Source organism: uncultured Cyclobacterium sp., assembly GCF_963976465.1.
Taxonomy (GTDB): domain Bacteria; phylum Bacteroidota; class Bacteroidia; order Cytophagales; family Cyclobacteriaceae; genus Cyclobacterium.
Genome location: NZ_CAXBOC010000015.1, coordinates 1 through 23,598, shown reverse-complemented (window position 1 = coordinate 23,598; position 23,598 = coordinate 1). Strand labels below are relative to the sequence as shown.

Sequence of the window (23,598 nt, the reverse complement as noted above, 5' to 3'; positions counted from 1 at the left end):
AACTATTTTGGGCAAAAAATTGAACCTCTCATTTTTTATTTAGGACGCTATTGAAATCCTTCTAATTAAACTCCCATTCAGAATTTTACGGTAAAGACCTATAACAGGCCTTCATCCGCAAAACTTAGGTAGGTTCCATCTGTAAAAATCAAATGGTCCAGTACTGGCATTTCCAGATTTTTTCCAACTTCGGTCATTCTATTGGTTAGCCTTTTATCTGCTTCGGAAGGTCTAAGGTTTCCAGATGGGTGGTTGTGTACAAGGATGATTCCTGCGGCCAGATGGTCGAGTGCTTTTTTGAAAATTATTTTGGAATCGGCCAGGGTAGCATTGGTTCCTCCTGAACTGATCTTATGAAGTTTGAGTACCTGATTGTTTCGGTTTAGCAATACGATGTAAAAGTGTTCCACTACTTCGTCATAAAGGAAAGGTTTCATGCAATTATAGACATCTTGAGAACAATTGATTTTGATTTTTTTATCCGGTTGTTCATACATCCTCCTTCTACCCAATTCAAAGGAAGTTACCATAGCTGTGGCCTTGGCATATCCGATTCCTTCTATTTTCAGCCATCTTTCCATGTCCCACTTGGCCAATTCGGATAGTTTATTGTTTGCCAGGGCAAGGATCTCTCGAGCTTTGTCTACTTGGATATTGGCTATACCGGCAATAATATGGTAGTCTGTCATGGCAGATTTCCCTTGGTTATAAAGCATCTCTGTGGGTTCTGATAATAGATTAAAACGTTTCATAATGTGCTTACCGACTTTAAATCTCCTGGCGCTGGAGGGCTAAATGAATGATAAGCCCATGCCATGGGGAGTTTTTCACTTAGCACAAGGAGGAACGGAATAAAGCATCTTAGTCATTCCCCTCCTATTATGCCGTAGTTCCTTGGTATACTTCTAAAAATCATTTCGGATGTGTGTGAAAAAATAGCCCATAACTTTGGTGAGTCATTGATTCTCTACATCTCCGGTTTTCAATACACATGTTATCTTAAAGAAAAAAAAGACACCGGTCAAATAAATTCTTTTTAGGGAAATTGTGGATTTTCTATCATCATTTGCATTAGATTTTCAAAAACCCCTTCTTTCATTTTATGTCGATTTCACCTGAAGGTAAATTCATTTAAATAGGGATAACGATACCAAATCAAGAAATGAATCCCTCTTAACCTTTCCACCACATTGAATTTCTTTTCTTCTCACTTCTTCCCAAATCTTTAATATTATGACCACTTTGGATTCCTTCGCCAATACTTTCCTCATCATAGTGAAGTTCTGGTTGCTTTTCATCGCATTCAGTTTTCCGGTTAAAAAGCCAGCAGGTCTTTTGTCTGAACTCAAATTTACGGCTTAATCCATCCCGACTGACCTCTTTCTTGTCAGTGTAAGCTAAAAAGATGATATTTTATTCTTTAAGAAGAGAGAATTTACAGTTGTGAAAAAAGGTGCTAGGTGTTGATAATTCTAGACGGACACATTTGGGGTACTGTTTATCAAATTCATAATTTCCTTTGCAGAAGAGGATTTGATAACACTTATACAAACATATCTATTCATCCGTTTAATATTCATTGAATTATCAGGAATCAATTCTGGGACTTAAATATTGATAGACTCTGTACTTTTAATCCTAAAATTTAGCGTGTGCTAACAATAAACATCGCGTTATTTATGCAAAATAAAAATCGCCTTATTTTATAATAATATGTAAAAAGAATATAAGCTATATCTAACTATAATCTGTTTAATTAACTAAAGGATAACCTTCTGCCTCCCTTGTAACAATAACAACCGTACCCTTATCACGATCTGACCTGCTTACCTTGCGTAACTATTTAGATCCACCGGATCTGCCCAGAGCAAACCTCGCATTCTCCAGCTCCCACTCCCCATTGAGGCTTGTCTGAATATTAAGCGTATACGCATTTAGAAACACCATAAACTTGGTAGTGTGAAAGTTATTCTATTAAAAATTTGACTATATGAATTCTTTCTTCCTTATCATTTGAATAGGTAAGTCCATAAATTGCGTCATTCTCAAGATCCAGGTCGAAGCGAAGTAAAGAACAATCTAAAATATACTCCTTTATCGGCTTCCCCTCCCAATCGAGCACATGAATTTTAGATTTAGAAATTTTCATCTCTTTGGTACTTGTAGAATACAAGGAATAAATATATGAATCTTTAGCTATTAGCTGGGTATGGTAAAAGGTAACTGGTTCATCAAATATAGTTGGAGCGCGAGCTGCTTTTCGCAGGCCTTCATCTCTCTCTACAACAGTTGAGTGCAGGTAGTTTCCGTCGAAACTAAAAAAATCGTATTGGCCAAGCAATGTAGCAGTTGCCACAAATTTATGTTTTTCAGGGTGAATTGCCGAGCTCACATTTGCGTACATTGGATACCTGTTATCTTCATGCACCTTAAATGGAAGATCTGGTAAATAGCCAATGGTTCCAAGAATACTATCTTTAAATATTTGGAACCGCCCAGGGTCATCCCCATCTCCTCCAGGAACGGTAATGATTAAAGAATCACTGTAATAAACCAATCTAAATGTTCTACTTAGTCTATTCGGTAATTTAATGCTTTTAAATACCGATGAATTAAGCCGAATGGATTCTTTTAGGTTTAATAAATTTACCTGTAGCTTTTTCCAATCAAATATCAGGTAATATTTACCCCATTTTTCTTGGACAATCTGCCCACTAAATTCTGGTGAATTAAATTCTTCCGGTCCTTCTCCTTTTGTGCCAAACTCAGCTATTGATTTCATATTGGACTTATTATAAACCTGGAAAAACTTTTCTCCCCTGCTATTCAGTATTATCAAAAGGGAATCCTCTACCATTATTTGAGAGGGTATTGAATTTTCAATTTCTCCAATCGGTATGCTGGTGAGTTGTTTCGAAACCGGAAATTGATCGACAAATAACTCCCTCTTTTCTGTCTTTTGACTACAATTAGATAGAATAGATATCGCCAAAAAGCAGAAAAAAAGTTTAATAGCTCTTGTTACTTTCATTGATAATTGTGGTTAAGAAAAAGTACTCATTACAGCACTTCTTCTAAATTTTTATATTTTAAATGCCTCAAGAACACCCTAAAATTAATAGTGTTGAGCTGTAAATTGAACATATTGAGGTAAAATTTATTAAAGTAAACCCAAAATATGGATGGGAAAAAATTAAAACAAAATCAAAATTTGCTGAATTATTTAAACAGTCAAAACCTCACCACCTCACTCAAAACCTCCGAAACCTCTCCTACCGGCCTTGCAGTATATTGGAAAGTCTGAACCTCAGTATTGTCTCCATAAACCTTAATAGTAGCACTTACATCCTCGAAGTCTTCAGCGGGAATATCTCCGGTGTGGACTACATTAAAATTAAACCCCAAGGTATGAACGGGTTCTTCTGATTCTACGATAAGTTCGGAAAAGGTGGCGGAGGTGGAAAGGTTAAAGGTATTGGCCTCATCGATGACCTGAGTCCATTCAAGGTCGTTTGGTTGGATGATGATTGCACTGACAAAACCACTTTGGCCTTGGTAGAGGGAGTGGACTCCAAAATTAATGAGGTACTGTTCCACACTTCCTTCCAAAACAATTTCTATTCGGGCTGGTGAAACAATTCTTGTACCCACTCCACATCTTGCACTTCGACAGACTCAGTACCCATTGTGGAGCTTTTCGAACCAACCTGTTTCAATTCCTTTTTTCTCTCGGAGACCATCAGGTAATTCATTATCTTTTGGTAATCTGAAGCTGCCTGATAGGTTAACTAATTTTGGTAATTATTTCGCAAGACCTGAAAAAATATTTAGATTTTGGTGGTAACAGAAAGGCAAGAATGTTAAACAAGTGGAATGCATTTAATGCAAAGTAAGCTTTCAGCTCAGCAAAAATTTATATATTACAATCAGCCATGAATATATTAACATAGGGCATAACTTTTTAGGACTTATAAATTTAAATCATTTTGAATAGGAAGCGCATTCTTGGGGCTTACTTCAAAAGCATCGGTTTGGTTTATAGCCTCTTTGCAATATTAATATACCAGAAACCTTAAAGGAAATAAACCCAAATTGGACTCCTAATCCTGCATATGATTTTAACAAATTTGCTCCACCAATAACGAACTCAATCCTACCCTATTAAATATAGATTATGAATCTTAAAATATTAATATTTACAATAATTTACATAATGATTGCTGAAGGGCTATCAGGTCAAATAGTTGACTCTAACTCTGTAGTGTATAACAGCATTAATTATGACGTTGATTCTATTGGCACCTATTTAACTGCCGATAAAATGCCTGAGTTTAAAGGGGGAAATGTTGCGGTTTACTCATTTGTTCAGGAAAATATTAGTTCTAGGTACTTAAATAGGAGTGAAAAGAGTAGGTCATATGTAAGTTTTATTATTGAAAAAAATGGCTGTATTAGAGATATTCAGGTTGTTAAAGGAAAAGATAAAAGGCTAAATAAATCTATTGTTAAGGCTCTGAAGAGAATGCCAAATTGGAAATCTGGTGAAATAGATGATAAAAAAGTGGATGTAAAACTTACTTTTAATTTTAATTATTGAGTCTGAAATAAGAAAAAAGTCTAATAAAGCCTGCCAAGGCTAGTGCAAATAAAATGCGGGTGTGCTATAGTCGCAAGAAAATCAGTCAGTCGCGGTTTTAGTAAAGCATCACTTAGGCAAAATTAAAACCACAACAAATAGGCTGATCTTAAAGCGATTTCAGCAGGTAATAGTAGTTCAATTGCCTATTTCAGGCTAATCTTGCTTCAACCTTCTCAATACCTTATTTCCCACATCCAGGCTCTCCTACTTTCGATGGAAGTTTGGATAAACTTTCGGGCTATGTCGTGATATTCAGTACCTGATACTTCTTTCCCTCTCATTCTCTTTGGCAAGGTGATGATTTCTTCCGGTTCTCCAAAAGTGATTTTCTCTGCCTCCACAATGAGCATACCATCGTTGATGTCATAAGCCAAAATCAAACCCGGAAGTCCGAATTGCTCCTCAGGCCCCGTCGGGACAGGAATATCTGATGCAAACCAAGCAGTGATCTATTGGCCTTTGAGGCTGTCTTCAGCTACAGCTTTCATACACATATGACCCAGAATATCCCGTATTTCGTTCATTACCCTCCATTTTGGAGCATTTAGGCTGTCACGAACGATGTAGGTTTTGCCCATTTGGTCCATGTATTTCAGATAGGTCTGGTCTTGTAAATTGTTTTCGATTATATAGTCTTTTACTTGCCAAGAGTAACTTCGGACTTCATAGGGTTCTCCTAAAGTATAGATACTTTTTTCCGGCCAAAACTGAAGTTTCATCCGAGTGCTGTAGCCTTCAGGATTATTCCAAGAGAGCAGGATTCTATCCTTTTTCCTACTCGGTAATGTGTGGCATACTGGAGTAAATTTTATCATAGAATATTCGGTATCGATATTCTACCTCCTCCACTATATTTTGGGCTTTGAGTCCTGTGGAAATCAATACTAGGATAAGGATTTTTAGGTATTTTAACTTCATTGTTTGAATGATTTAAGAATTGGCTGAATCAGAATATCTGGAATAGATTGGCAAACTATACCAACATTGAAACCTATCTATTTAACGATATCAACTTTTGTACTCATATGCTAGGTGGTTTGTATTTATTAAAATACAGTAATTAATTCTATTGCGATTACTATATTAACTATAGCCACAAGCTTAACTAGTAAAAAATGCCATTTCCCAGTTCACAAAATTTATTTCCTGATCATTTTACTGAAGAAAATCCTCAGGTCCGGAAAGATCCCAGTACATACGCAGGGTTAATTCTTCTGATACCTCCTTACTTTCCAAATAATCCAAAAAGGTTAATCTAAATATCACAGTAGATAAAGCAAGGATATCTAATGGTGCAGAAAAAAATAAAATGTAAGGGCAAAAGCTAAATCATACTATTCACTAACAGGCAAAAGTCCAATTTGCATGCTCATTTATATCAAGTTATTTGAATTAAGCTGCTTCAACTTTATCAGACCAAGTCCAATCAAATTTCTTTTTCACTTAAATATTTCCAGTATCGTTTAGGCACATGACGAATATGTAATTTTAAGTTTTTCCTTGAATTGATATTCGTGCTTTCGAAATAGTCCTTCCATAAGGTTTGAAATTCCATTTCTTCGACGGCAAAATAATCAGGAGATGTTTTGCTTGCATCAAACCCCTCTGGCAAGGACAAATTGATAATTTCTACCTTATCCATATTATAATAGAGGCCATAATTTCGCTTAAGATCATAAATCACCCACTTTTGATCGGCATACCTTCGTTGGAAATGTTTGGAAATAAGCGGGAGTACATCAAAGTCAGGTTCAATTGTGGCAAAGTATAAACCATCTTTGGTCAAGCGAAACCTGACAAAAGCCTCCATACGGTGTTTTTCGCGACCCACACTTTTGGCTAGTTTACTCAATCCCAAAACATCAGGGTTAGAAAAATCTGAATCAACCGGTAGGCTACTTCCAAAAACATATTGAATAAAGCGCAATAATAAATTCTCTACTCCTTTTTTCTCACTTAAAAACCCATAATAAATACGCAACCTTCCCGAATTTGACATTTTCTTTCCTAGCCCCTTCCAAACCCGATCAGCTTTTACCGAGTCTGTAACAACTACATTCGTCCCACCAAATAAAGAGGCTTGGGTTTCATTCTCTTTTTGAATAATAACCTGTTTTATTTTCAAATCATAAACCTGAAATACACAGGTCAAAAAACCATCAAAGCTACCATCGTAAACAAGTATGGAATCTTGAAGATTATGCATTTATCAAAACAAATTCAGTTGTGGACTTAATGTTTTTTGATATTTACTTGTAGTGTTTTGAAGAATAAGTGACCTAAGTTGAGGACCTGTTAAATCACGCCGTTCAAAATCTTGTGAGGCACAAACAAGAAAATATTTGGCTCTGTTCATGGCTATACCAATGCGTTGCAAATGCTCCCAATTTAGTCTTCTAAAGCGTCTTGCCTGAATGATTTTATGCACAGATTTCATCCCCACTCCCGGTATACGTGCCAACATTTCCCGGTCAGCAGTATTCACATCCACTGGAAAGAATTCCAAATTCCTCAGCGCCCATCCCAACTTAGGATCCACTTCCAAATCAAGGTTTTGGTACCCATCATTCAATATCTCATGCACTTCGAATCCATAGAAGCGCATCAACCAATCAGTCTGGTAAAGCCTGTTTTCTCTTAACATAGGAACTTCCGAACCAATATGTGGCAGCCTAGAGTCATAACTTATCGGGATATAGCCGGAATAATAAACTCGCTTCAAATCAAACTTCTTATAAAAATAATTGGAGGTCCACATGATTTGCTGATCGCTTTCTCCACTAGCACCTATGATCATTTGCGTACTTTGCCCTCCGGGAGCAAATAGAGGGGTGCTTTTTATAAGTTTCTTTTCAGATTTGTATTGAATGATCTCATTTTTAACTTTTATCATTGGCTTGATAAAATCTTCACGATTTTTTTCCGGAGCCAATAGTTTCAACCCTTCTTTGGTGGGAATCTCAATATTCACACTCAGCCTATCTGCATAAAGTCCGGCCTCCTTCATCAATTCATCCGAAGCCCCGGGAATGGATTTAAGGTGAATGTAGCCATTAAAGTTTTCTTCAGTTCTCAATTTCTTGGCCACAGCCACCAGCCGTTCCATGGTATAATCTGCACTTTTAAAAATCCCTGAACTCAGAAACAATCCTTCAATATAATTGCGCCGGTAAAAGTTAATCGTCAGGTCGACCACTTCCTGCACCTGAAATGCCGCCCGCTTGATGTCATTGCTTTTCCTTGTCACACAATAGGCACAATCGAAGATGCAATAATTGGTTAGCAAAATCTTCAACAAGGAAACACAACGCCCATCCTCGGTATAGGAATGACAAATCCCCATCCCTGTCGCATCACCAAGGCCCTTATTGGCGTTGCTCCGCTTGCTACCACTGGATGCACAGGACACATCATATTTTGCAGCGTCTGCAAGTATTTTTAATTTTTCTTGTGTGCGTGTAAATCCCATATTTGACCCTAATGAAAAATGCTTTGGCTCAAGACCTCGTGACTGCTTTCTCTTGGATAAATTTCAAATTTAATCTTCCAACCTAATAGAAATCCTTCTCGGGGTAACGCATCATTGTCAAGCTCCTTTTTCTCCAATCCTATTGCCCAATAGCCTGTATAAACAAAGCTTAATTCTAAACAAAAAGCATCAAAATTTGTTCATTCCAAAGCATTCTAAAAACGGAAAGTAGGCTAATAATGTTGCTCTAGCTTTAAAAACAATACTTAAACAATTCACTAAATTTCAATCAATTTTACAACAAATAAACTACCCCCACTTAGAACCATAGGTATTAAAAATCTAATTACCATCTAATGAAAAAAGAAAATTGGGGAAAGGATATTTCTAGATGTCTTGGATAGGGTTTCGGGCCCCTTGGTTTAACACCTTTTACTTCACTGTAGCCACATAGACATTATTTATGGCTCGTGTTTTTTCAGAAAGCCCTTTAACGGCCTGCTTTATCTCTTTGTGTTGGGCAAACCAGTTCTGGAATATGTCACATTTATCTTCCGGAATACCTCTAATCACTACGGGTGTTTGGGGTGCATAAAAGGTATTGTTATAGATCTCTATTGTAGTTCCTGCTATGTCCGAGCCGTCTTTCCTGTCCCTACCACCATGCATGTCAAAGCAGTGGCTCAATGAAATTCCCATTTCCACATTATGTCTGGCAATATATCCACATCCGGAAATCCCTGTACCGGCAATGGAATGTCGGTTTTCGTTAAATAAATTGTACTCGGTAATTGAAGAAGCTGCACCATGGCTCACCCCATACCCAAGCCCATTGTACTGGCACTTATGGATAAAGTTATGGTGAATATAATGGCCAGAACCCTTCTTCAAATAAATGCCACTGCCGGAAAAAGCTGAGATTTCACAATTGTCCACCTGCAACTCCGAATACTCCGACACTATCCCTCTTGACACCGGAAATTTATAGTAATAATCACGCCCCAATCCATTCGGACCAAAAGAACGTTTGTGATGTTCCAAATGTCGGTCGGGATTTGGCCCTTGAATTCGCAAGCCTGAAAACCTAACATTTGGCCCCATCGGTCGAATCATTACGCTTGTATTCAAAGTATTGCTTAGCAATAACCCACCTTTGGAACCCTGATACCCCCGGTTTCCAGCCAAGGTAACGCCTGCCGGAATCTCTAAAATAAGTTTATCAATATACACCCTGGTAGTTAGGTCAATTTTAGTTTCATCCGGAATATAGACTACTTGTCCCGACTTTGCTTGGGCAAGGGCATCCAATAACTCGTCCAAATTTGTTGCTTCAAAATCACCCTTTAGAATAGGCATTGTATATCCTTCACCTCCACCAATTGGCCCTAAATCATTGGGTTTGGCACCATATAATTCTCCATTGATTGTAAGCCAACTGGTTTTTTCCGGATCTTTGATCTCAAAGGAAGAACCCTTGAGAAAATGGTTGGAAATCCCTTCCTTTAGGGGAAGCCCAAAAGTACATGCTACTAGACTACTTTTAGCAGCAGTAGCAAAAAACTGCCTTCTGGAGTTTTTGCTGTTCTTATTTTCACTCATAACGGCTTTTTCAATGCAAATTTCTAAACCAACCACAATCCGGTTTTCATAAATCTACTAATAACCGGTTAATTATGATAAAAGGAAAGACCAATTTTATTCCTATGCTAGCAAAAATAAATTAGGTTTTCCCCTTACAAAACGAATAACCCCAACAGGATTCACAGCCTGAGGGAATGAACGCTAGACAGCGTAAATTTAGGTACAAAGAAGCCCTATCAAAATATTACAGGGACCTACTATCTATATTGGTCAGGTGTTTACCTAGTGATTCTCGAATCATTCCGGAAGGCCTTTCAGCATGTGGATCAATTATTTTGCTATTTTCATCTAAAAGAATAAATCTTGGAATAGAATTGACCATAAAATATTGGGAAAAATCAGATTTCCTGGCGTTTTTGGCATATAACTGATAACCTTCCATCTTTTTGGTATTTACCATCTTTTCCCAAGCTTCCTTGTTTTCATCAATCGACACCGTCAAAAAAGCCACCTTTTTATCTGCATATTCTAACTTCAATTTGTCCCAATAAGGGTGTTCGGCGATACATGGCCCACACCAAGTAGCCCAAATATCAATATAAACAAGGCCCCCTTTCAAATCACTCAACTTCACTTGATGCCCTTCCCTATCGGTGAAGGTGAAATCAGGAACATCTTTCCCAGTGCCAATCCTTTCCCATTTATTCATTATTTTTTTTAAGCTCTTCTCATACCTAGGGGTTTCGTTTTTCTTCATAAACATCTCATAAGCTTCTTTCACATAGACAGGTCCTCTATTTTCCATATTTGACTTTATCGATGTATAAACAAAATAGTCATTGACACTTTTATCTTTCAATAATGAATCTATTGCAAGGGTCCTGGCTTTATCTTCCGATGTCAAAGTCTTATCACTTTTCAGAATTTCAATGGTTAAATTAGAAATCCGAGTTTCGATAAGTAGGGTATAGCTCCCCACTTTAAGAAACTGTTTTTGATCTAAAGGAATGGAAGCTATTTTAGCCATTACTTCATCTATAGGAAAATCTACTGAATCTTTTGGTGTGCCAGTCAAAAGCGAATAATAAGTAGGGTATTGTAAATCATACCAAAGGGGCTCAAAATAGTAATATCCTTCTTCTCGGATAATGAATTCCGGATCAATATCCTCTTTCATTTTAAATGCCTTAAAATTTGCTTCGGAAAGTGTAAAAAGGCTATCCTTTATTTTAAAATACTCCTCTTTTGAATTCTGCAACAATTTAATGTCACTTAAGCCTTTATCATTTTGGGCTTTTTCGACGAGATACTTGCTTTCTTTTTCATGATCCCCTTGAAACTCAAATGTACTTAAGATGTCCTTGCCGTCTGCAGTGAGATAAATGCTATCCCCCGAACTAAGATAAAGTTCAAGTTGAGTTCCTCCTGATGACAAACTATATCTTGACCCATCGTCACCTTCAAATTTCAGTTTGAAATTACCTTCATCGTCTATTTTTACACTAGCGATTTCTGCATGCTGAAAAAGGGTAACCTCTTCTGACTCCAGATTTACGATTTTTCCGGAAACAATAATGGTTGGATCCTGATGTGCTTCTTTTTGGGAACAACCATACAATATTATCATTAAAATCAGAGGAAAATTGATCGGGTTACTCATAATCAAAGTTTAGAGGGTTCATGAATTGTATGTTGTTGTTCAATCTTCTAGGTGAGTAATTAAAAGTACAGAAGGTTTTTAAAAACTAAAAGTTAAAAAATCATAACACATTCATATATAAATACATTATCCTATAAGTAGTTAGGACTTACGACAGAATCTTTACAAGTTACAAAATGCAATGGTTAGGCTTTCTTTAAATCCCCGGCATACTTCATAATCTTTTGAATCGCTTGGGCAATCTGCTCCATATCTTTTCGGGTGCCAAGCAACATGGATTGAGAAAACCAAACCGCTTCTTTACAAAGCTGATCATTCTGTGGGCAATGGTTTTGTTCCAGCCAATCTTTCATGGTTTTTTCTCCATAGATCTTTAAGTAGTGTTTGTTTTTTGCAAGATCTGTCACGTATTTCTCCTTGTTCAACATGCCATAACCTCCTGAGCACGGAATACCTTCTGCTCTTAAAGCCTCCAAAAACTTACTGCGGTCCATCCCCTGAAATTCCCTTTTGTCATACCTAAACATATAGAGGTGATAAGCACTTTTGGTGACGCCTTCATAAAGTTTAGCAGGTAAAATTCCCGGGATTTCTTTTAGGAGACTGGTTAAAAAGGCAGCGTTGTCCCAACGATGATTAACCTGTTGTGGGAACCTTTTCATCTGAGCAAGCAATAGCCCTCCTTGAAATTCGGTCATTCGCAGGTTCGTTCCTCGAGTTGGAGAATAAGGTTCGTTTGGATCGAAAGTATACCTGCCCTGATTGTGAAAATCATAACAGCTTTCAGCAAACTCCTTGTCATTGGTCAGTAAAGCGCCTCCTTCACCGGAAGTAAGGTTTTTACTGGACTGAAAACTAATTGCTCCTGCTAACCCCAAAGTCCCAACCTTTTCACCTCGCCATTCAGCCATAGGGGCCTGACAGGCGTCCTCCACAATCGGTATATCGTGTTTTTTACCCAATTCAAGAATTGTATCCAAATCTGCCGGAGAGCCACCAATGTGAACTGGCATGATGACCTTTGTTTGCGGAGAATAGCTTGCTCTATTTGATTGGCCTCTATCTGAAAACTTTCTATATCTGTGTCCACAAACCTAGGTAATGCATAATTCAGCACCACCACATTGTAAGTTGCGACGAAGGTATAAACAGGAATGATAACATCATCACCGGGGCCTATGTCTAAAGCTCCCATAGCAGTGTACAATGCACTGGTGCCACTTGATACAGCTAAGCAATGCTTGGCTCCACTTAGGTTTTTATAAGCTTCTTCAAAGCTGGCAACTGCTTGGCCATTAAGACGTCCCCATTTCTTACTTTGCAAGGCTTCCAAAAGCGCATTTTCATCAGGCCTCTCCACGATAGGCCAACTCGGAAAACTTGTAGGATGGGCCTTTGGGCCTCCCAATAAGGCAGGTTTAGCATCAATTGTACTTCCATAACTTATTTGTGGCATGCCGATGGCGAGACTAGCACCAGCTATAGAGAGGTTACTTATAAAGTTCCTGCGGTTTAAATTCTTGTTCATGGCTATTCTTCTAGGTAAATAGGATCTATTGTTTTAATAGTACTGCTAGCTTTTATTCATCAAAAAAATGAAATAATAAGCAAGTAGCAGACATCACCCTAATATAAGTTATATAAATAATAAATACACAGGATTGGCAATCATCTATTAGTAAGCAACTTATGCATTAGATTCAATCTGACAATAAAAGGTTCTGTCAACCAAAATTGTAAGATGGTTCTGATATAATTGTGAAAAAAGGCGTAAAATCAAGTCCATATAGAATAGATTCTCCTTCCCTGCCATTTCCCATCAATTGAAATTAACCCTATTATTAAAAAATTTCTCTCTTTTCTAAGGAAATAGGAAGGATGCTAAAAATTAAGCTCACTCCTTCCCCTTCAACAAAAACCGCTTTTGATTCCTTTTAAACTCTTCGGGCTTATTGTGGTTGGCTTTTTGCTCATTGTATTTTGGCAAGCCTTCCCATACCGGACCTTCTGTTTTAACCTCTTCCAGCAGGGCAAGCATTTCATTTTTCATTTCTTCCAGTTTTTCGGGTTCGGAAGCTGCCAAATCCATTTGTTGGCCGGCATCACTACTTACATTGTACAATTCAAAAAACTCGGGTTGAATCCTTTTTATAAAAGCCATGTCTATATCCGATACCCCATGGGTTCTTGGTACTTTATCATTGGACCTGCCCATTAACATATAATCCCCCATCCGCATGGCAAGCTCCGGAGAACTTCTATAAAAATACCAGAGCATGGGTTTATCCCTTTGGATGGTCCCACCTTTCAATAAGGGCAGCAAATTTATCCCATCATATTTCCTGTCCTCAGGAATGACAACTTCGCACAATTCACCTATGGTTGGAAGTAGGTCCTGAAACCATATGGGCGTGTCAATTTCCCTATTCCCGGGAAAAATTCCGGGATAGGAAAAAATCCCGGGAACCTTGATGCCCCCATCGTAAACTTCTCCTTTCAAACCACGAAGTTCTCCTTGGGAACCCATACGATAAGGCCCATTGTCAGAAGCAAAGAAAACCATGGTATTTTTATCCAATCCTCTTGATTTTAATTCCTCCAAGATCCTACCGGCGGCCAAATCCATGTTTTCAATATTGGCGAAATATTCAGCGGTTTTCTTGTCATAGTCTGGGTAATTGGCGATTAAATTATCAGGTGAAGCAACTTTAGCATGAGGCTCATGAAAAGCCACATAAAGGAAAAATGGTTTTTCTTCTTGATATTTTTGGTCAAACCAAAGTTCTACCTCATCTGCTACCAATTGACAGGAATACCCCTTCTGCTCTCCTATTGGGGTTCCATTTCTAATAAAGTTGACAGGATTGAGATGAGAAGGTTGGGCATTGTTTTCTGTGCCAAGTGAATAATCAAAGCCCTGCTGGTACGGTTGTGGCTGATTGAGTTCCTCATCTTGAGGAAGAACACTCAAGTGCCATTTCCCAAAATGAGCGGTCTGATACCCCTCAGGTTTAAGGAGTTCGGCAATCGTTATTTCATTGTCCGGAAGGTGCATTACAGACCCAGGAGGCCTGTAGCTATACATGCCCGCCCGTGCCGGAATTCTACCTGTCAAAAGTCCAACCCTTGAAGGGGAACAGTTGGGAGCACCGGCATAGCAATTGGTGAATTTCACCCCTTCAGATGCCAGAGCATCCAGGTTTGGGGTGTTGGCAACTCCACCGTATCCCTGAAGATCCGCATAGCCCATATCATCTGCAAGGATGAGGACCACATTTGGACCTGTCTCCCTATTCACGCCCTTTGTTACTTTATTGTTTTGGACCCAATTATTTTGAGCATTCACCGCTTGAGTTAGTCCAAATAAGAGGAATAGTAAGCAGCATAGATTTTTGGGCGTTTTTATTGGGATTAACATGCTATTGATAGGGTTTATATTTATCCTTTTTAGGATTAGAATGTAAGAACAATTAATTATCGGTGAATATTTCCGTAATATCAACCAGCGCTTTAACTATTAACACAATTCTCAGCCCTTTTGTATAATAAGCTCAGACAAATCCCAATTATTCACTTATTTGGTGAATTATAAATGAATATGTCAAAAATAAAATATTTTTTTGCTTATATCTTATGTTTTTCTCTACTGTCGGAGCTTTATGCCCAAAAACCTAGAGACATTACCGCCTATCGTCTAGCCGATACTGAACAGATTAAACTGGATGGACGTCTGGATGAATCATTTTATTCTAAAATCAATGCAGCAACGGCATTCCGTCAACAGGAACCACTCGAAGGGCAACTTGCCACTGAGCAAACCGCTATACAAATCGCATATGACGAAAACAACCTTTACATAGTTGCAAGGTTTTATGACAGCGATCCGGATGGTATCAAAGCCTTTCAGAAAAGGCGGGATGCAGTTCTTGATACGGATGACACCTTTGCATTTATTCTGGACACCTACAATGACCAACGGTCTGCTTTCTATTTCGAAATCAATCCCCATGGCCTTATGGGAGACGGGATTTTAAGAACAGGCCAAGGTGCTGAGGTCAATAGGGACTGGAATGGGATTTGGAGAGTATGGGTGGCCCGTGATGACAAAGGATGGTCTGCCGAAATTCGCATACCCTTTATGACCTTAAATTTTGATCCCAAAAATGATACCTGGGGTATAAATTTTCTTAGAACCATTCGCAGGAAAAATGAAATCACCCTTTGGGAAGGCTTTAAAAGAAATCAAGGAATCGAAAGACCTCAGGATGCAGGGAAACTTCTGGGCCTGTCAAATATTAATCAGGGCATTGGATTAGAAGCTATACCCTATGCCATTACCTCTCAATCAAGGGTAAGAAATGATCCTGAGAAATCCATGGCAAAGCAAACTACATTCAATGCAGGTGGTGAATTAAATTATAACATTACCCCCAATTTAAAAGCAGGAATCACAATCAACACTGATTTTGCCGAAGTAGAAGTAGATGACAGGCAAGTTAACCTCACAAGGTTTCCCATAGTATTACCGGAGAGACGGGATTTTTTCCTTCAAGGGGCTAATGTGTTTGTATTCGCCCCCTCCAGTAATCCCAACCCCTATTTCAGTCGAAAGATAGGGTTACAAGAGGGCCGGGCAATACCTATAAAACATGGAGCCAGACTTATTGGCCGCATAAAAAACACCGATATCGGTTTTATACAAACAAGAACGGGGGAATCAGGAGAGCTCCCAGGAGAAAACTTTACTGTAGGAAGAGTCCTTCAAAATATTTCTGCTGAAAGTACCATCGGAGCCATTTATACCCGTAGAGACACCGATGGAGACAGCCTCCCGGTGAGAGAAACCTTAGGCGCAGACCTTAACCTAAGTACTTCCAAGTTTTTGGGCAATAAAAACTTCCAATTTCAGGCATTCTTTGTAGGTCATAGCCCAACCTCTTTTAATGATAGCAGCAGCATCATGGATCGATCTGTCAGAGGCTTCAGGTTTAATTTCCCCAACCAACCCTGGGAGGCTCATGTCTCCTATCGGGAGTTTGGTGTCAATTATAATCCAGCCGTTGGATTTGTTCCAAGAATTGGTTTCAGGAGGCTTCAACCGACAGTCGCTTACAGCCCTTTAATGGAAAGAAGCGCTATTTTAAGAGAATTAAGTTGGGAATATGATTTTGAATACCTGATGCTGATGAATTGGCAACCGGCCACTGTAAACCACGCTATCAGGGCATTGGGCTTACGTTTTGAAACAGGAGATTTTATCAATTTCTCTTTCTTGCACAACTATGAATTTTTGGATTTCACTTTTGATATTTTGCGGGATGGAATATTCTTAATTCCTAAGGGTACCTATCATAATAGGGGATATTCCATAGAAGCTTCCTCGGCTCCGTTTAGAAAAATCGGCGGCACAGCCACACTGACCAATATAGGATTTTGGACAGGAAGGCAAGTTCAACTGGATGCAGATGTGTTTATTAGACCTTTCACCGGCCTTAACATGACGGCAACGTATAGCTATAGTAGTGTCAATTTGGAACAAGGGGATTTTAAAACCCACCTTTTAAGGTTAAACAGCAGTTATGATTTTTCCCCTTGGGTTTCGGTAAATTTCAATATTCAATACGATAATCTCACTGAAAGACTGGGTACCAACAGCCGTTTTATCTGGGTGATTGATCCCGGCAATACTTTTTTTATCGTCCATAATCACAACTGGCAAAGGTTTACAGACCGATTCAATGTCATGGAAACTCAATCCATTATGAAACTGGCCTATACCTTGAGGTTTTAAATTTACCTAAAAAGATTTTATCCGAACATAGAGAAAAACACTACTTACTGGGCATTCAATAAGGCTAATAGCGAGGACGGAAGTTTTATAAAGTTTGAAATGTCATTTTTCACCAGTGAAGTTGGCTGCAAATAGGCCTCTTATTTTGACAAAAAGATTCTGTTTTTCTGATTTCTTATTTATCAAAGCCTTCAAAATTTGGGCATCAAAATTGGTAGAGAAGTAATGTTGAAAAAGCTCATAAAAACAAGTAGGCCAATTAAAAGTTATTTTGGAACATTATGGAAATTCCAAAATACTGGTTCTTAAATCGCATTTTTCATTTTAATATAAACTAAATATTATGATCGTAAATAAATCCATAGTTGGACTTCATATTATATTACATGAGTCACATGGTTTGTTGGCAGGAAAGATTGCTAACGAAATTAAAGAAGTTTATAGACCCATTTATTGGATAGAAACGCTTATCGCTATTAGTGAACATGATGACAGACAACTTGACTTAAACGAAAAAGAGTACCTTTCCGATCTTGGTGTACCCATGGATTTTACTGAAGAAAGTTATCGTGTGGATGAAGTCATAGAAAGGATGAAGCGTATTTTAAGAACCTCAGAAAATAAGTCCCAATGGATAAAATTATTGATCTCCTACCATTTGGAATTTATTTATGGTCCGCTCAAAAATAAGAGCAAAAGAATATCAGCATTTTTTCAAAAGCAAGTGACGGAACGGAAAACAATACTCAAGCATTTTGGCCTCACTAATGCAAAAGCGAAGACATATTATGAATTTTTGCGCTTTTGTGACCGATTATCTCTAATCCTATGCAAGGATGAAACCCCAGCCTTGGAACGGAAGCTGGAAATAAACACCTCAATTGACGGGAAAACATTTTTTATTAAGAAATCAGAAGATGAACGATTGATTATAAGCCCATGGATTTTTAAGAAAGAAAAATTTGAATTATCAGTCGAGGAAAGGATTTTAAAAGAAACACAGTTTAGCTCCTTAGAAAATTTTAAGGAATCTCTACTGCAGACAATGCCGCAATCAAAAAAATGGACGCTTGCTAAAGAATAATCAATTAAACAATTACCTACTTTCGCTTTCAGGCAGAGTTAAATTTGTCACTTTTTCCTCCGGATACTTTTCAGGATCGTAAAGAACAATCCGATTCAGAAAATGATAGGCAGACCTTGCTGAGACCTCTATCCAATAGCTGCCCTTCTTCTTGAAACGGACAAATATTTCATGTGGATCGTTGTCACTGGTTTTGGTACGCCATGTCCAATCTGTAGTGCCGTGACTATAAACCTTAAACCATCCTTCTTTACCGGCACCTTCAGGACAATCATCCTTACATTTTCCGTGAGGTCTTACTATATGATTTTCTTTTTTACCGAAAAAGTCTGAGGCACCAACGACTCTAAGCCAAGTGTCATTATTATCCGTGGAAGAGGTTCCCATACCTACTTTGGAATGCCAAATGATTTTGTAAAGCCCGGGATTATTGATTTTGACAGGGTACCTAAGTGTCTTATTCCCCGGATCTTTGAAATGTTCGGTGTTTGAATACATAAAATGAATCTTACCATCTTCTACGCTCGAACTATCTCGCATCCAATCTTCTATCCCAGCGGCCGACTCAACCTCTATAACAAGCAGGGATTTCTGCTCATTGAAGACACCTTGTGCAATTGCTTGAAAGCCTATCAAATAAATAAAGAAAAATAGCTTCGATAAAATGGTTTTCATAATTGATTCTGAATTTGCGATAACACAGGGTTCAACTTTGACAATTTTTACTAAATAACGCTATAAAAGAGGGTCATCCAGAATCATCTTGGATTGTGATAACATCTATTTATTAAATAATATTCTACCTACGATAATACTCAATTTTTTACGGAAATACGAATTGTTACTTTCTCAGTGGCATCCAAACTGCCATTTCTGACTCCCCTCTATTCCCCCAAGCAAAATAAGGAATCAACCTGATATTGATGGGCTTCAGGTTATTTTTTTGGTTTACTGCCTGGTACAATTTCCCATCCCAATCCGGATTTTCTTGTAGTAAAGCCTTCCCTTCAAGGAAAGTTAATGAGGCACCAGCAACCATTTCTTTGACAGGTATAAATTGTATAGCAGCAGGAAGCTCAACATTAAAAATGCGGCCCTTGTGCAAATCCGGAGATTCAATACAATAAACAACTGGCCCTCGCACAACGGCTACCTGGTTCCTGGTTTCCTCCACCAGTGGATTGGCCTCCATCAAACGAGCCGTCATGGGGAGATTTAATTCAATCACATCTCCTTTTTTCCACTTTCGTGATAAGGACAGATAACTTCCGGCTATAGGTTTTTCCTTCGATTTTTCTCCATTAACTGTGATTTCAGCCTGACTGGCCCAGGCAGGGATCCGTAAATCTATGGCAAAGGGATTATGCCCGGTTTTTTCGATGCTTAACTTGATTTCCCCATTCCAAGGGTAATCTGTCTCCTGCTTTAACTCCAATTCTGAACCATCGGCCAAGCTGGTTTTCAGTTCATTGCTACCATATAAGTTGACTATCAAACCATTATCAGAGAGTGCATAAGCATAATTATGGGTTTCGGCTACCGTTCTGACGACATTTGGAGGACAGCAGTTCGATTTAGAAATATAGGGTTCCCTCACCTTATTCCATCGAAATGTAAAAGGCAAATCCTCATCCACTCTCAAGGGATTGGTATAATTAAAATTGGTCCCTCCCAAATCTGTACCGGACAATACACTATTGATTAAGCTCAACTCTAATATATCAGCATAACGGCTGTCCCCGGTTACCAAAAGCATGCGATGGTTCCACAAGACATTGCCAATATTGGCACAGGTTTCATTGTAAGCAGATATATTGGGAAGCTGGAAAGCCTGCCCATATGCCTGGTGGACTTGCTGTATAATTGACTGCTTATAGGTGGTCCCATTTGGAGATACGCCATCATACAAAGCCCCAGTTGCCCCAGTGATGTAAAGTTTCTTGGTGACCACATCCTTCCATATGCTTTCCAATGCCATCATCAGGGAATCTTCTCCCGTCTCCGCATAAAGATCAGCTACCCCTGCATATAGGTAATTGGCACGAACGGCATGCCCTACAGCTTCTCGCTGCTGCCGAAATGGAATACGGTCCTGATTGTGGTCCGTTCCATCGGCTATCATACCACGGATATCAATCATTTTGCCTGCTAAGTCGAGGTATTCCTTATTTCTTGTGGTTCTATACATTTCAACCACTCCCATATAATGGGAAGGGCAAATTGCATTTTGAGCTTGTTCGGCAGTTGCATTTTCATGGTAGGCAACAAGAAAATCTGTTGCCTTAATCGCGATGTCCAAAAAGTTGGTCTGCCCGGTAATACGATAATGTAAGCTGGCCGCCGTCATCAAATGGCCCATATTATACGTTTCAAAGTTCATTCGATCTTCAAACTCTACCGCATCTTCAGGATTATTTCGCTGTTTTATTATTGTAGAAGTATGAATATAACCATCTGCTCTCTGTGCGTCTGCAATCACTTTTATGATCCGCTCTAGTTCATCATAATACCTTTGGTCTTTAGTGCTTGCATAGACAGAGACCAGGGCTTCAAGGGTTTTATAAAAATCTCCGTCATGAAAAGGAGCGCCCCTATGTCTTCCTTCTTTGTATCCTGCTGCTATTTCAAAATTGAGAAAACCATGGCTAAGGGTATCATTCTCGTAAATGTGCAACATATTCATGGCCATAGTGTCCTTACTGACATCCGCCCAATGCCCCCAAAAGCCATCCGTCCATTTTACCGCATCCATGTCCACCGAAACTTGTTTGGCATATGGGCTTTTGGAGGTGTTTACCAAAGCTTTTTCCTGAGCATTTGCCGGCAATAGTGGTGCGAAAATGATTGCTGTAAAAAGGCCAATCCAATTACTGTTCCTTTTAAAATCAAGCATATATAGTATTCTGGGTCAAATATTAATTGATGCTATTTAAATATTTCTCTAGCATGGTGTAACCGTTCGCTAAATTGTTTCTATCCGCCGCATTCGAAGGGTCAAGACCGTTTTTCTTTTCCCAATCATCTGGCATACCATCGTGATCTTTGTCCTCAGGTGCTGGTGCACTTTTTAAATTTGGCCAGCCCCCTACATCTTTTTGTGAATCAATTATACCGGACTTTTTGGACTTATCTGCCAGGGTTTTGTTTTTCTTATAGCTTTCACCCTCAAAGGAAGCCTGCCCTTCTTTTGCTTCCTTTATTATTCTTTTATCCACAGGATCTCTTTTTGGCAAGGTAGCTCCTGCATTTTCGAGAACCACCTCATAGGCTTTTTCCGCTGTGTGCTGGTGAATTGGCATGGAAGGCCATGATGCTTCCATCTTTATAAATTGAAGATTTTGGGTTCCCCCCTGTGGCTGCACTCCTCCGTCCCAATTGTCAGCAGTCACTTTATTATTTCCTTCAATTACATTGTCAGCAATATACCATTTGCCAAAATCACTGGTTTTCTTGCGCATGGATGGGTTGGCAATCCTATAGGAAACCTCTCCCGGAATTGTGGCCGGTCCTGGTTTATAATAATTGGCCACAATGTTGAACTTTGAAAAAGAAAATTTTGGATTACCAACTTGTTGGTTTTCCCCACCATAGCAACTGTTGTACCCCCAATTGTATACTACATTGTTTCTATAATCCGTGTAGCCAGAACCTGATGCCATTCTCGGATTGCGACTGCCATGACTAGCAATGAGATTATGATGGTATGTCCCATAGTTTGAGCCCCATATCCCTCCAAAACCGTGTGCTCCTTTTACATGATTGGAGTTATACATGGTCTCAGAAATAATGCTCCACTGAACAGTAATGCTGTCACAATGATAAATAGACATGGTTTCATCCACATTCCAACTGGCTGAAATATGATCCAGAATAATGTGTTTGGTATACCTGCTTGAGACCGCATCGGTATCTTCGCCTGATTCATTCCCCAACCTAACCCTCAAATACCTAATAATGACATGATCTGACTCTATTATCAATGGATTCTTTTTAAGGCAAATCCCATCACCAGGGGCCGTCTGACCGGCAATGGTGATATAAGGATGCTTGATCCGCAAAGGAGATTCCAAGGAAATAGTACCTGAGACTTTAAAAACCACTGTTCTTGGCTCCCCTGCCTCCACTGCAGCTCTTAAACTTCCTTCTCCACTGTCATTCAAATTGGTAACTTCAAACACAACACCACCTCGACCCCCTTGAGAAAATTTCCCGTAGCCTTCGGCTGTTGGAAAGGCAAGTTGTTGGGCTCCGCTATTAAATCCTATCAATAGCAATACTGCACTAAGAATTAAATGTTTCATGGAATGTTTTATTTTAAAAGGGCTCAAATGAAGCGGAAAACCGAACTTTTGTACTCTTGTTAATTGTGTTAATTGTCGTCAAACTATTGATAGGTATTATAGAATAGATTACAATCCATTTCATCAAAAAACAGATTACCAATTCCCGTTTTAGTTAATCCCATTTCTTTTTTTCCATTCCGGGTATTTTTCCAGCATTTGTTCAGGAGCCCTAGTATACCAACTGTAACCATTTCTCCTTTCGTGGCCTATATCAGATAGCTTTTCTTTTTTTATACCATCCCTGTCACAAAAAAATATTTCTTCAGTGTCCAGGTCATAAAATCGGCCCCAATGTAAAGGCGCATTTTTATCTTCTACCACAATTCTATCTTTACTCCCATCAGGCATTGTATGGGTATCAACCCTTAACCGCCCTACACTGTGGTCTTCAAACCACTTCACCGCTCCATTTATAGAAGCCTTGACTTCATTGGATGGGTTTTCTATTTCCATAAGCATAAGCACTATTCCTACAGATTCCGATCCACTAAATGAAGGCAATTCATAACTTCTGGCTTTTGCGGGTGCAAGGGTCACCGAATCATGTTGAGCACACCATGCGGTAGGCTCCCCTTTGACGACAATCTGAGTATTTAGAAAACACGCTATTCCTTTGTCATAGGCTTCTTGAATTTTGGCTTTTTTACTGTCCGACAATTGCATGGACTGAAAAGCGGGATCATCGGATAGCAATTCTTTTAGGAAGCGCATTATATTGACCATGGCATCGTCATTGAAGGTGATGTGGCCGGAATAGGCCACACTTCCTTTGCGTACCGGATAAAACTGAGGCCAACCCCCATTGTCGTATTGGGCCTTGAGTATATAATTTATTCCTTTTTCAAAAGCCTGCTTGTAGCGTTCGTCCTTGGTTTTTGAATAGACATTGGCGAGAAATCTCAACTCGGTAATGGTAGCATCATTATCAAATGTTGCTCCAATTTCATCTTTTGTTTTTAGGTAAGCTGCTTTTTTACCAGCATCCATTGGGTGATGATAGGGCTTATTTTTTTCCCAACCACCAATAGCTT

At 38.9% G+C, this 23,598-nt stretch carries 17 protein-coding genes and 1 pseudogene; 3 read left to right on the top strand and 15 right to left on the bottom strand.

All coding sequences use genetic code 11. The features are described 5' to 3' along the window. Positions 1 to 98 precede the first annotated feature (98 nt). From radC to AAC037_RS01865, 3 genes are all read right to left on the bottom strand, one after another. Entirely contained in the window at positions 99 to 752 is a 654-nt protein-coding gene (radC, locus tag AAC037_RS01875; RefSeq protein WP_339901214.1) for a DNA repair protein RadC, read from the bottom strand. Between the two features lie 1,214 nt (positions 753 to 1,966). Further along, positions 1,967 to 3,031, bottom strand: coding sequence for a BF3164 family lipoprotein (locus AAC037_RS01870; RefSeq protein WP_339901213.1), 1,065 nt, complete (start codon positions 3,029 to 3,031; stop codon positions 1,967 to 1,969). Between the two features lie 200 nt (positions 3,032 to 3,231). Beyond that, on the bottom strand, positions 3,232 to 3,651 hold the full coding sequence (locus tag AAC037_RS01865; RefSeq protein WP_339901211.1) for a hypothetical protein: 420 nt from the start codon (positions 3,649 to 3,651) through the stop codon (positions 3,232 to 3,234). A 523-nt stretch (positions 3,652 to 4,174) separates the two neighbouring features. Between AAC037_RS01865 and AAC037_RS01860 the strand changes: the two genes are divergently transcribed. Beyond that, positions 4,175 to 4,597 (top strand): energy transducer TonB, encoded by a 423-nt coding sequence (locus tag AAC037_RS01860; protein WP_339901209.1) that lies wholly within the window; start codon positions 4,175 to 4,177, stop codon positions 4,595 to 4,597. A gap of 215 nt (positions 4,598 to 4,812) precedes the next feature. On the opposite strand, the gene AAC037_RS01855 is transcribed toward AAC037_RS01860, so the two are convergent. The 8 genes and pseudogenes from AAC037_RS01855 to AAC037_RS01820 all read right to left on the bottom strand — a co-directional run bounded on the left by AAC037_RS01855 (position 4,813) and on the right by AAC037_RS01820 (position 14,767). After that, positions 4,813 to 5,064 (bottom strand): hypothetical protein, encoded by a 252-nt coding sequence (locus AAC037_RS01855; protein ID WP_339901216.1) that lies wholly within the window; start codon positions 5,062 to 5,064, stop codon positions 4,813 to 4,815. A gap of 24 nt (positions 5,065 to 5,088) precedes the next feature. Continuing rightward, positions 5,089 to 5,454: a hypothetical protein gene (locus AAC037_RS01850; RefSeq protein ID WP_339901208.1), complete on the bottom strand. Its 366-nt coding sequence runs from the start codon at positions 5,452 to 5,454 to the stop codon at positions 5,089 to 5,091. A 611-nt stretch (positions 5,455 to 6,065) separates the two neighbouring features. Continuing rightward, positions 6,066 to 6,845, bottom strand: coding sequence for a TIGR03915 family putative DNA repair protein (locus tag AAC037_RS01845; protein ID WP_339901207.1), 780 nt, complete (start codon positions 6,843 to 6,845; stop codon positions 6,066 to 6,068). A 3-nt stretch (positions 6,846 to 6,848) separates the two neighbouring features. Beyond that, the gene (locus AAC037_RS01840) at positions 6,849 to 8,108 is read right to left on the bottom strand and encodes a putative DNA modification/repair radical SAM protein (protein ID WP_339901206.1); all 1,260 of its coding nucleotides are present in this window, start codon (positions 8,106 to 8,108) and stop codon (positions 6,849 to 6,851) included. Between the two features lie 432 nt (positions 8,109 to 8,540). After that, a complete protein-coding gene (locus tag AAC037_RS01835) occupies positions 8,541 to 9,707 on the bottom strand; it encodes a right-handed parallel beta-helix repeat-containing protein (protein ID WP_339901204.1) in 1,167 nt (388 codons plus the stop codon). Between the two features lie 226 nt (positions 9,708 to 9,933). Further along, complete coding sequence (locus AAC037_RS01830; RefSeq protein WP_339901203.1) at positions 9,934 to 11,349, bottom strand: TlpA disulfide reductase family protein; 1,416 nt, start codon at positions 11,347 to 11,349, stop codon at positions 9,934 to 9,936. Between the two features lie 185 nt (positions 11,350 to 11,534). Further along, positions 11,535 to 12,877: pseudogene (locus AAC037_RS01825) on the bottom strand (DegT/DnrJ/EryC1/StrS family aminotransferase). 366 nt (positions 12,878 to 13,243) lie between these two features. Further along, a complete protein-coding gene (locus tag AAC037_RS01820) occupies positions 13,244 to 14,767 on the bottom strand; it encodes a sulfatase-like hydrolase/transferase (RefSeq protein ID WP_339901201.1) in 1,524 nt (507 codons plus the stop codon). A gap of 180 nt (positions 14,768 to 14,947) precedes the next feature. On the opposite strand from AAC037_RS01820, the gene AAC037_RS01815 reads away from it, so the two are divergent. Both AAC037_RS01815 and AAC037_RS01810 read left to right on the top strand, forming a co-directional pair. Further along, on the top strand, positions 14,948 to 17,140 hold the full coding sequence (locus AAC037_RS01815; protein WP_339901199.1) for a carbohydrate binding family 9 domain-containing protein: 2,193 nt from the start codon (positions 14,948 to 14,950) through the stop codon (positions 17,138 to 17,140). Between the two features lie 343 nt (positions 17,141 to 17,483). Next, positions 17,484 to 18,224 (top strand): DUF3891 family protein, encoded by a 741-nt coding sequence (locus AAC037_RS01810; protein ID WP_339901198.1) that lies wholly within the window; start codon positions 17,484 to 17,486, stop codon positions 18,222 to 18,224. Positions 18,225 to 18,236: 12 nt separating this feature from the next. On the opposite strand, the gene AAC037_RS01805 is transcribed toward AAC037_RS01810, so the two are convergent. The 4 genes from AAC037_RS01805 to pelA form a co-directional block, all read right to left on the bottom strand. Continuing rightward, positions 18,237 to 18,899 carry a hypothetical protein gene (locus AAC037_RS01805; protein WP_339901197.1) on the bottom strand — a complete coding sequence of 221 codons (663 nt, stop codon included), beginning with the start codon at positions 18,897 to 18,899 and terminating at the stop codon, positions 18,237 to 18,239. Between the two features lie 166 nt (positions 18,900 to 19,065). Then, positions 19,066 to 21,117, bottom strand: a complete 2,052-nt coding sequence (locus tag AAC037_RS01800) for a glycoside hydrolase family 127 protein (protein WP_339901196.1) — start codon at positions 21,115 to 21,117, stop codon at positions 19,066 to 19,068. Positions 21,118 to 21,139: 22 nt separating this feature from the next. Next, complete coding sequence (locus AAC037_RS01795; RefSeq protein WP_339901195.1) at positions 21,140 to 22,525, bottom strand: pectate lyase; 1,386 nt, start codon at positions 22,523 to 22,525, stop codon at positions 21,140 to 21,142. A gap of 150 nt (positions 22,526 to 22,675) precedes the next feature. After that, a partial coding sequence (gene pelA, locus AAC037_RS01790; RefSeq protein WP_339901194.1) for a pectate lyase occupies positions 22,676 to 23,598 on the bottom strand: 923 nt, incomplete at its 5' end.